Source organism: Bradyrhizobium sp. Ec3.3 (genome assembly GCF_000472925.1).
Taxonomy (GTDB): Bacteria; Pseudomonadota; Alphaproteobacteria; order Rhizobiales; family Xanthobacteraceae; genus Bradyrhizobium.
Window position 1 is genome coordinate 1 of the sequence record NZ_AXAS01000122.1, and the last position, 9,601, is coordinate 9,601.

The following is a 9,601-nucleotide window of genomic DNA, read 5'->3' on the forward strand; positions in this document are numbered from 1 at the left end:
CATCGCCTTCGGACGACGGGACTGATCCGCCAGTTCCCGATCGCCGGCCTGCCATCGTCTCAGCCACTTGTACCCGACATCAGGACTGATACCGAACCGCCGGCACAACTCCCGGCGGTTCGCCCCCTCCTGCAAGGCAAGTCGCACGAACTCGCGTCGCTGATCCACTACTGACACCTCGTTCCACGGCATGGACGGACCCCGAATCGACCAATCCAGCCAATGTTGATGTGTCAGCTATGTCTCCGAACACCCGTCAGTGATCTGTCCGGTCTAAACACTTGACCGGGCGATCCAGTAACGCAGAGGCGGCGCGGATAGAACCGAGAAGCCGCAGCGTACTGGATTCCCCGCTTTCGCGGGGAATGACAGCTTCCGTGCGTCAGATCAACCCGCCCGCATCCGCGACGCGGCGCTGGTGATACTCGGTGTCGCCAAACGTGTTCTCGATCATGGTCAGGCGCTTGAAGTAGTGGCCGATCTTCGCCTCCATGGTCATGCCGATGCCGCCGTGGAGCTGGATCGACTGCTGGCCGACGAACTTCAGCGACTTCCCGATCTGCACCTTGGCGGCTGCGATCGCGTTGGAGCGCTCCTTGGCGTCCTCGAAATCGTTCGCCATGGTCGCGAACATCGACATCGAGCGGGCCTGCTCGGCGGCGACGAACATGTCGGAGGCGCGGTGCTGAAGCGACTGGAACGAGCCGATCGCGACACCGAACTGCTTGCGCGTCTTGATGTACTCGACGGTGGTCTTCAGCGATTCATCCATCAGGCCGACCGCTTCGGCGCAAAGCGCAACGCGGGCCTCGTCGACGACGCGCTCGATCAACGCGAGCGAATCCTCAGGATTGCCGATCGCCGCATCGGCGCCGACCTCGGCACCGGTCAAGGCGATGTCGGCAGCGTGCAGGCCGTCCTGCGTCGGATACGACTTCCTGGTGACACCCTTGGCGTTCGCCGGCACTAGAAACACGCCGATGCCGCTTCTCTCGCGGCGATCACCCTTGGTGCGGGCGGTGACGATGAGCGTGTCGGCGTTCTCGCCGTTCAGCACGACGAACTTCTCGCCGTCGATGACCCAGCCGCTACCCTTCTTCTTCGCTGACGTGGCGACGTCGAAGAGGTCGTAGCGCGAGTTCTTCTCGAGCTGCGCAAAGGCAAGCGTCTGGCTGCCGTCGATGATGCCGGGCAGGTGCGCGGCCTTCTGCGCATCCGAGCCGCCATGGCGCAGGAAGCCGCCGCCGATCACCACGGTTGCGAGATACGGCTCGAGCACGAGCGCCTTGCCGAGCGCTTCCATCACGATCATGGTCTCGACGCCGCCGCCGCCGAAACCGCCATCGGCTTCCGCGAAGGGCAGGCCCAGGAGGCCCTGCTCGGCGAGCCTGCCCCAGACGGCTTTGCTCCAGCCGCCCTTCTCCTGCATGTACTTCTTGCGGCTCTCGAAATCGTAGGAGTCGGTCAAGAGACCGTCGACACTGTCCTTGAGAAGCCGCTGCTCCTCGGTCAAATCAAAATCCATCTGTCTCTCCAAAATCGACGCAGGGTTCTGTTCGCCTGCCGTCGCCTCACCCTCAGACGTCATCCCCGCGAAGGCGGGGATCCAGTAAACGCAACCGCATGCCGTAATCACGACCGCCGCGGCGTACTGGGTCCCCCGCCTTCGCGGGGGACGACACCGTTTGTTGCGTCTCTCACAGCCCCAGCACCGCCTTGGCGATGATGTTGCGCTGGATCTCGTTGGAGCCGCCGTAGATCGAGACCTTGCGGTTGTTGAAATAGCTCGGCGCGATCTGCGCGGTCCAGTCCATGGCTTCGTTCGAGCCGTCGTCGCCGTGGATGTCGTAGGGCGCGGCGAACGGGCCGATGACTTCCATGAGCAGTTCGGTCGTGGTCTGCTGGATCTCGGAACCCTTGATCTTCAGCACCGAGGATGCCGGATTGGGCTTGCCCTTGCCGTGCTTGCCCTCATCCGCAACGACGCGAAGCTGCGTGAGCTCCAGCGCCTTCAGCTCGATCTCGCAAGCCGCAAGCTTCTCGCGGAAGGCAGCATCCTGGATGATCGGCTTGCCGCCGGACTCGACCTTGGACGCCAGCTCCTTGATGCGGCGGATGCGCTCCTTGGAGACGCCGACGCGCGCGATGCCGGTGCGCTCGTTGCCGAGCAGGAATTTTGCGTAGTCCCAGCCCTTGTTCTCCTCGCCGATCAGGTTCTCAATGGGCACCTCGACGTCGTCGAAGAAGACTTCGTTGACCTCGACGCCGCCGTCGATGGTCTGGATCGGGCGCACGGTCACGCCCTTCGACTTCATGCTGAAGACGATGAAGGAGATGCCCATCTGCTTCTTGGCCGACGGATCGGTGCGGCAGAGGCAGAAGATCATGTCGGCGTGCTGGGCGAGCGTGGTCCAGGTCTTCTGGCCGTTGATGATCCACTTGTCGCCCTTGCGCTCGGCCTTGGTCTTCAGCGACGCGAGGTCCGAACCGGAGCCAGGCTCCGAGAAGCCCTGGCACCACCAGTCATCGACATTGGCAATGCGCGGCAGGTACTGCTTCTTCTGCTCCTCATTGCCAAAGGTGTAGATGACCGGACCGACCATGCTGACGCCGAAGGCGAGCGGCTGCGGCGCCGGATAGGACTGCAGCTCCTCGTTGAAGATGTAGTGCTGCACGGATGTCCAGCCGGTGCCACCATATTGCTTCGGCCAGTGGCTGACGCCCCAGCCCTTCTTGTTGAGGATGCGCCACCACGTCACCATCTCGTCCTTCGAGAGATGGCGGCCTTCGACCAGCTTGCGGCGCGTGTCCGGCGGCACGTTGTCGCGGAAGAACTGCCGCACTTCCTCGCGAAACGCCTGCTCTTCTTTCGTGAATGCGAGATCCATCGGATCCTCCTGTGAGCTTTGTTCCCTATTCGTCATTCCGGGGCGCGCGAAGCGCGAGCCCGGAATCCAGAAGTTGTGGAGCGAGGTTCCACAATGCGCAATTGCGCATTGGGGTTCATTCGCGTGACCGCGAATGCCCCGGAACGACGGTGAACTACTGCAACACCTCAAAAAGTCCCGCCGCGCCCATGCCGCCGCCGACGCACATGGTGACGACCGCGTATTTGGCCTTGCGGCGGCGGCCTTCGATCAGGGCGTGACCGGTCAGCCGCGCGCCCGACATGCCGTAGGGATGGCCGACCGAGATCGCGCCGCCATCGACGTTGATCTTGTCGGGGTCGATGCCGAGCTTGTCGCGGCAGTAGAGCACCTGCACCGCGAACGCCTCGTTCAATTCCCACAGACCGATGTCGTCGACCTTGAGCCCGTGGCGCTTGAGCAGGCGCGGCACGGCGAAGACCGGGCCGATGCCCATCTCGTCGGGCTCGCAGCCGGCAGAGACGAAGCCGCGGAAGATGCCGAGCGGCTGCAGGCCACGCTTGGCCGCTTCCTTGTCGCTCATGATCACCGACGCGCTGGCGCCGTCCGAAAGCTGGCTGGCATTGCCGGCGGTGACGGTGAAGCCTTCGCCACGCACGGGCTTCAGGCCGGCGAGGCCTTCGGCGGTGGTTTCGGGGCGCGGACCTTCGTCCTGAGAGAGCGTCACGTCCTTGAAGGAGACTTCGCCGGTCGCCTTGTCGGTCACGGCCATCTTGGTGGTGATCGGCGCGAGCTCGTCCTTGAACTTTCCGCCCTGCTGCGCGGCCGCGGTGCGGCGCTGACTCTCCAGCGAATACTCATCCTGCTTCTCGCGCGAGATGCCATAGCGCTTCGCCACGATTTCAGCCGTGTCGATCATGGGCATGTAGACCTCGCCCTTGATCTTGAGCAGCGCCGGATCCTGGGCGTGGAAGCCGTTCATCTTGTCGTTCTGCACCAGCGAGATCGACTCGCCGCCGCCACCGACCGCGATCTCGACACCGTCGAAGATCACGGAGCGCGCGGCAAGCGCGATCGCCTGGAGGCCCGAGGCGCACTGACGATCGATCGTGGTGCCGGCGACGGTGACGGGCAGGCCGGCACGCAGCAGCGCCTTGCGCGCGATGTTGCCGCCGGTCGAGCCCTGCTGGAGGGCGGCGCCCATCACGACGTCCTCAACCTCCTTCGGATCGATCTTCGCGCGCGCAACGGCCTCGCCGATGGCATGACCGAGCAGCGTCGCGCCCTCGGTGTTGTTGAGCGCGCCGCGATAGGCCTTGCCGATCGGCGTGCGGGCGGTGGAAACGATGACGGCGTCGGTCACGAGCGGACTCCTGTAGCGCTTTGTTGGGTGGATTGGGATGGTTTCTGCTGCTGGCGCAATTCATGGCGCGACAGCTTGCCGACCGGCGTGCGCGGCAGCTCATCGACAAATTCGAGGGCGGCCGGCAATTCATGCTTGCCGACCTTGCCGGTGAGGAAGGCGCGCAGATCGTCGATCGAGAACGACGTGGCATCCGGCTTGAGCTTGACGAACGCCTTGGCCGCCTCGCCGCGATATTGGTCGGGAATGCCGATGACGATGACCTCGTGCACGCCCGGGTGCGTATAGATCGCCTGCTCGATCATCTGCGGATAGACGTTGAATCCGCCGGAGATGATCATGTCCTTCTTGCGGTCGACCAGGAAGAAATAGCCGTCCGCGTCGCGATAGCCGATGTCGCCGGTGAGGAAGCGGCCATCGGCAAAGGATTCCGCGCTCTCCTTTGGCTTGTTCCAGTAGCCCTTGGTGACGTTCGGGCCCTTGATGCGGATCTCGCCCACTTCGCCCGGCGGCAGCACCTTCGTGGGATCATCGAGCGACACCACATCGAGTTCGATGCCGGGCAGCATCAACCCGATCGAGCCCGGCTTTTCCGGACCGGCGGGCGGATGGCCGGTGCCTGGCGAGCAGGTCTCGGTCATGCCCCAGCCGCTCTTGAGCTTCTTGCCGACCTTGCGCTCGAAGAAATTCGCCACCTCCACCGGCAGCGGCGCGCCGCCGGAGCCGATCAGGGAGAGCGAAGAGAAATCGCGCTTGTCGAGATCGGGGAGCGCCGCGATCGCGATCCACATCGTCGGCACGCCCGGAAAGTAGGTCGCGCGCTTGACCTCGATGTCGTGCATGACAGCCTCGACGTCGAAGCGCTGGTGCAGCGAGATCAGGTTGCCGCGGCGGAGCGAGGACAAGAGAACGACGGTCAGCGCGTAGATGTGGAACAGTGGCAGCACGCAGATCACGCGCTCGATGACGTTGCCGCGCGCGGCGCGGGCCGGCTTGCCCCAGACGTCGTAGATCGACACGGCCGAGGTGAGATTGCCATGCGTGAGCATCGCGCCTTTCGGCAGGCCGGTGGTGCCGCCGGTATATTGCAGCAGCGCGACGTCATCGGCGGTGACGACAGGCCACTGCGCCGGCTTGGTCGCGCCGTCGACGAAGGTCTTGAAGGTGACGATCCTGGGATCGGCGGGGATCGCGGCTTGCGGCGTGCCGACCTTGCCCCAATGATCGTCCTCGCAGACGACCAGGCGGTCGATCAGGCCTTTTTCCAGAAACTTCAGCGCGGTCGGCAGCAGCGCTGCCAGGTTCGAGGTGACGAGCACCCGCGCGCCGGAGTCGCGGACCTTGTGCGAGAGCGCGATCTCGCCGTCGAGCGGAGAGAGATGCGCGACGCGCGCGCCGGCCTTCAGCGCACCGAAGAAATTGACGGGATGATCCGGCGTGTTACCGAGGAACAGCGCAACGGAAGAGCCCTTGCTGCAGTCGGCGCGCAGGAAGGCAGCGGCGGCCGATTCCGCCATCGCCTCCAGCTCGGTGTAGCTGATCGGGCGATCGCGGAATTCGAGCGCGGCACGCGCGCCGAAGTCGGCGGCTGCCTTCGAGAGGAGATCAGGCAACGTGCCCTGGACGATCGTGTCGTCCCAATGCACGCCTTCGGGATAAAACTGTTCGCCGGGATGGGTCATTGAGGTTCGTTACTCTGCATGGCCTGCAGCGATTTTGCGTGAGGTGGGCACACTGCCCGAGCTCCCTTCCCCCTTGCGGGGAAGGGTTGGGGAACGGGGTGCCACGAGCGCTGACCTCGCCCGGGGCTACCCCCCTCCCTGGCCCTCCCCCGCAAGGGGGGAGGGAACGGAGAGAGAGTCCCCTGGAACGTGAAATTCACGCGGCCAGCGCGATCCAATTGCATCACGCCGCTTTCGACTCGGCTGCGAGCGAGGCGAAGGTCTTGCCTTCGGCCGCGAGCTTCTTCAGCAGCGGCGCGGGCTCGAGGCTCGGGTCGTTGGTCTCCTTGGCGTAGACCGACAAACGATCGGCGATGTGCTTGAGGCCAACCGTGTCAGCCCAGTACATCGGGCCACCGCGATAGATCGGCCAGCCGTAGCCATAGAGCCAGACCACATCGATATCCGACGGACGCGCGGCGATGCCTTCTTCGAGGATCTTCGCGCCCTCGTTGATCATCGGGTACATCATACGCTCGAGGATCTCCTCGTCGCTGACGACGCGCTTCTTGCGACCGAGCCGCAGCAAGGTCTCGTCGATCAGCTTCTCGACCTCGGGATCGGGCAGCGGCGCGCGGGAGCCGGCTTCATACTTGTAATAGCCCTTGCCGGTCTTCTGGCCGAAGCGGCCGGCTTCGCACAGCGCGTCCGCGATCTCCGACTTGATGCCGCGGTCCTTGCGCGAGCGCCAGCCAATGTCGAGGCCGGCGAGATCGCCCATCGCGAACGGACCCATCGGCATGCCGAACTTGGTCACGACAGCGTCGACCTGCTGCGGCAGCGCGCCTTCGAACAGCAGCTTTTCCGCCTGCTTGCCGCGCTGCGCCAGCATGCGGTTGCCGACAAAGCCGTCGCAGACGCCGACCACGGCCGGCACCTTCGCGATCTTGCGCGCGATGGTGACGGCGGTCACCAGCGCATCCGGCGAGGTCTTGTCGGCGCGCACGATCTCGCACAGCTTCATGACGTTGGCCGGCGAGAAGAAATGCATGCCCAAAACGTCCTGCGGACGCTTGGTTGACTTCGCGATCTCGTCGATGTTGAGATACGAGGTGTTGGAGGCGAGCACGGCGCCCGGCTTGACGTATTGGTCGAGCTTGCCGAACACTTCCTTCTTCACCGCCATGGTCTCGAACACGGCCTCGATGACGAGGTCGGCATTGCCGACATTCTCGATGCCGACAACACCGTTGATCAGCGCCATGCGCTTGGCGGGCGCGTCCGCCGGGATGCCACCGCGCGCCGCGGTCGCTTCCCAGTTCTTCTGCATGATGCCCATGCCACGCTTGAGCTGCTCCTCGCCGGTCTCGATCAGGGTCACGGGGATGCCGGCATTGGCAAAGGACATCGCGATGCCGCCGCCCATGGTGCCCGCGCCGAGGATGGCGACGCGCTCGACGGGACGCGACTTGGTGCCCTCGGGCACGCCGGCGATCTTGTTGGCCTCGCGCTCGGCGAAGAAGGCGTAGCGCTGCGCCTTGGACTGGTCGCTGGTGAGGAGCTTGAGGAAGCCTTCGCGCTCCTTCTTCAGGCCCTCGTCGAACGGCAGGTCGATGGCATAGCCAACGGCGTCCGCGGCGGCGAACGGCGCTTCCAGGCCGCGCGACTTCTTAGTCATCGCGGCGACCGCGTTGGTGAAGATCGAGCGATCGGCCCTGGCAGCCGCGATCTTGCTGTCGTCGTCGCGCAGGCGCCGCAAGGGACGCTTCTCGGCGAGCAGCTTGCGGGTGAAGGCTACGCCGCCGGCCGCCGGACCTTCGACGATCTCCTCGATCAAGCCGTTCTTCAGCGCTTCCGCCGCGCCGATCGGATCACCGCCGACGATCATCTTGACCGCGAGCTCCGGGCCGACCGCTCGCGGCAGACGCTGGGTGCCACCGGCGCCGGGCAGGAGACCGAGCTTCACCTCGGGCAGGCCGAGCTTTGCCTCTTTCGTCGCCACGCGGAAATGACAGGCAAGCGCAACCTCGAGACCGCCGCCGAGCGCGGTGCCATGGATCGCGGCGACGACGGGCTTGGGCGAATTCTCGATCTCCGAGAGCACGTCATTGAGCGCGGGCGGCTTCGGCGGCTTGCCGAACTCGGTGATATCGGCGCCGGCGATGAAGGTGCGGCCGGCGCAGGTCAGCACGATGCCCTTGATGGCGGGATCGGCGACCGCCTGCTTGACGCATTCCAGGATTCCGCCGCGGACGGCCGCACTGAGCGCATTTACCGGAGGGCTATTGACCGTGACGACCCCGATCTCGTCATGACGCTCAAGCTTGACCACTTCGCTCACGGCATACCCTCCAGTTAAGGATTTACTTTTGTTTCAATTTCGCAGTGCGGAATTTAATTCCGCATCTTGACGGCAGGGTTATTTTGAAGCACGAGCCTTGTCAACGACTCCGCGCAAGAAGCAGATCAGGGATGAAGCGTACAGGAAAGAAACCAGCGACCGATCGGAACTTCGTCGTCGCGCTTTCCCGCGGGCTCGATGTATTGCGCGCATTCCAACCCAACGACGGGCTTCTCGGCAATCAGGAGATCGCGTTCCGCACGAATTTGCCCAAGCCAACCGTGTCGCGGCTGACTTATACGTTGACGAAACTCGGTTATCTTACACCGGTTCCCCGCTTCGAAAAGTACCAGCTCGCGCCCGCCGCCTTGGCGCTCGGTTACGCGGCGCTGGCCAATCTCGGCATTCGACACCTGTCCGAGCCGTTTCGCGAGGAAGTGATGCGCGCCACGGGCGGCGCGGTCGCGGTCGGCGGTCGCGACCGCCAGAGCATGATCTATTTCGGGCAGAGCCGGGGCAGCGAAACGGTCGGCGTTCAACTTGACGTCGGCTCCCGCGTGCCGATTGCAACCAGCGCGATGGGCCGCGCCTATTTCTGGGCGCTCGACGAAGAGGAGCGCGCTTCGCTCCTGCGCGACCTGCGCGAACACTACGGCAGCCGCTGGCCGAAATTGCGCGACGGGTTGGAGCGTTCCGGCGAGACGGTCGCGAAATACGGCTTTGCGATTTCAGTCGGCGACTGGCACGACGACATCGGCGCCGCGGGCGTCGCACTCAGGCTGAACGACGGAACCGGACCCTACGCGTTCAATTGCGGCGCGCCCGCATTCCGTTTCACGGAAGAGCGTTTGATCACCGACATTGGACCACGTCTCTTGGCGATGGTAAGGAACATCGAAGCGGCGCTCGGCGGAATAGCGCCGCAATTCAAAAAAGAAGCCGGCAAGAAGCTAAAATCAGGAGGAAAAGTTGCACGTGTGGCCGAGGGGATCAGATAGCCGTCGTCGTTGCAGAGGGCGCTTCGTGTCGCCCTCCGGCCCACTCAACGGTGTAGGCGAGACGAGATGACGCAGGTACAGCTCGCGCAGGGGAATTCTCCTCTGCTCGCGGTTCGCGACGTCAGCGTCGTGTTCGGCGGCATCGTCGCGCTCAACGGCGTGTCTTTTGACATGCACAAGGGCCAGATCCTCGGATTGATCGGCCCCAACGGTGCCGGCAAGACCACGCTGTTCAATTGCCTCTCGCGGCTCTACCAGCCCTCGTCCGGCGACATCCTGATGGAAGGCGCGAGCATTTTGACGCGCCCGCCGCACCGGATCGCCGAGATCGGCATCGGCCGCACCTTCCAGAACGTGGCGCTGTTCCCCAA

At 64.4% G+C, this 9,601-nt stretch carries 8 protein-coding genes; 2 read left to right on the top strand and 6 right to left on the bottom strand.

Annotated elements, in window-relative coordinates; genetic code table 11:
• The 6 genes from YUU_RS0144965 to YUU_RS0144990 all read right to left on the bottom strand — a co-directional run.
• The coding region (locus tag YUU_RS0144965) for a helix-turn-helix domain-containing protein (protein ID WP_027528008.1) at positions 1-192 on the bottom strand (192 nt) is incomplete at its 3' end.
• A gap of 190 nt (positions 193-382) precedes the next feature.
• Positions 383-1,525: a pimeloyl-CoA dehydrogenase small subunit gene (gene pimD / locus YUU_RS0144970; protein WP_027528009.1), complete on the bottom strand. Its 1,143-nt coding sequence runs from the start codon at positions 1,523-1,525 to the stop codon at positions 383-385.
• A gap of 172 nt (positions 1,526-1,697) precedes the next feature.
• A complete protein-coding gene (gene pimC, locus YUU_RS0144975; protein ID WP_027528010.1) occupies positions 1,698-2,888 on the bottom strand; it encodes a pimeloyl-CoA dehydrogenase large subunit in 1,191 nt (396 codons plus the stop codon).
• Between the two features lie 154 nt (positions 2,889-3,042).
• Positions 3,043-4,230, bottom strand: coding sequence for an acetyl-CoA C-acyltransferase (locus YUU_RS0144980; protein WP_027528011.1), 1,188 nt, complete (start codon positions 4,228-4,230; stop codon positions 3,043-3,045).
• Positions 4,227-5,912: a dicarboxylate--CoA ligase PimA gene (gene pimA, locus YUU_RS0144985; protein ID WP_027528012.1), complete on the bottom strand. Its 1,686-nt coding sequence runs from the start codon at positions 5,910-5,912 to the stop codon at positions 4,227-4,229. Before pimA ends, YUU_RS0144980 begins: the two co-directional genes overlap by 4 nt.
• A gap of 223 nt (positions 5,913-6,135) precedes the next feature.
• Complete coding sequence (locus YUU_RS0144990) at positions 6,136-8,232, bottom strand: 3-hydroxyacyl-CoA dehydrogenase NAD-binding domain-containing protein (protein ID WP_027528013.1); 2,097 nt, start codon at positions 8,230-8,232, stop codon at positions 6,136-6,138.
• Between the two features lie 131 nt (positions 8,233-8,363).
• Here YUU_RS0144990 and YUU_RS0144995 point away from each other — a divergent pair, with 131 nt between their 5' ends.
• Both YUU_RS0144995 and YUU_RS0145000 read left to right on the top strand, forming a co-directional pair.
• A complete protein-coding gene (locus YUU_RS0144995; RefSeq protein WP_027528014.1) occupies positions 8,364-9,230 on the top strand; it encodes an IclR family transcriptional regulator in 867 nt (288 codons plus the stop codon).
• A gap of 66 nt (positions 9,231-9,296) precedes the next feature.
• Positions 9,297-9,601, top strand: a 305-nt coding sequence (locus tag YUU_RS0145000) for an ATP-binding cassette domain-containing protein (protein ID WP_027528015.1), incomplete at its 3' end; no start/stop codon positions are given.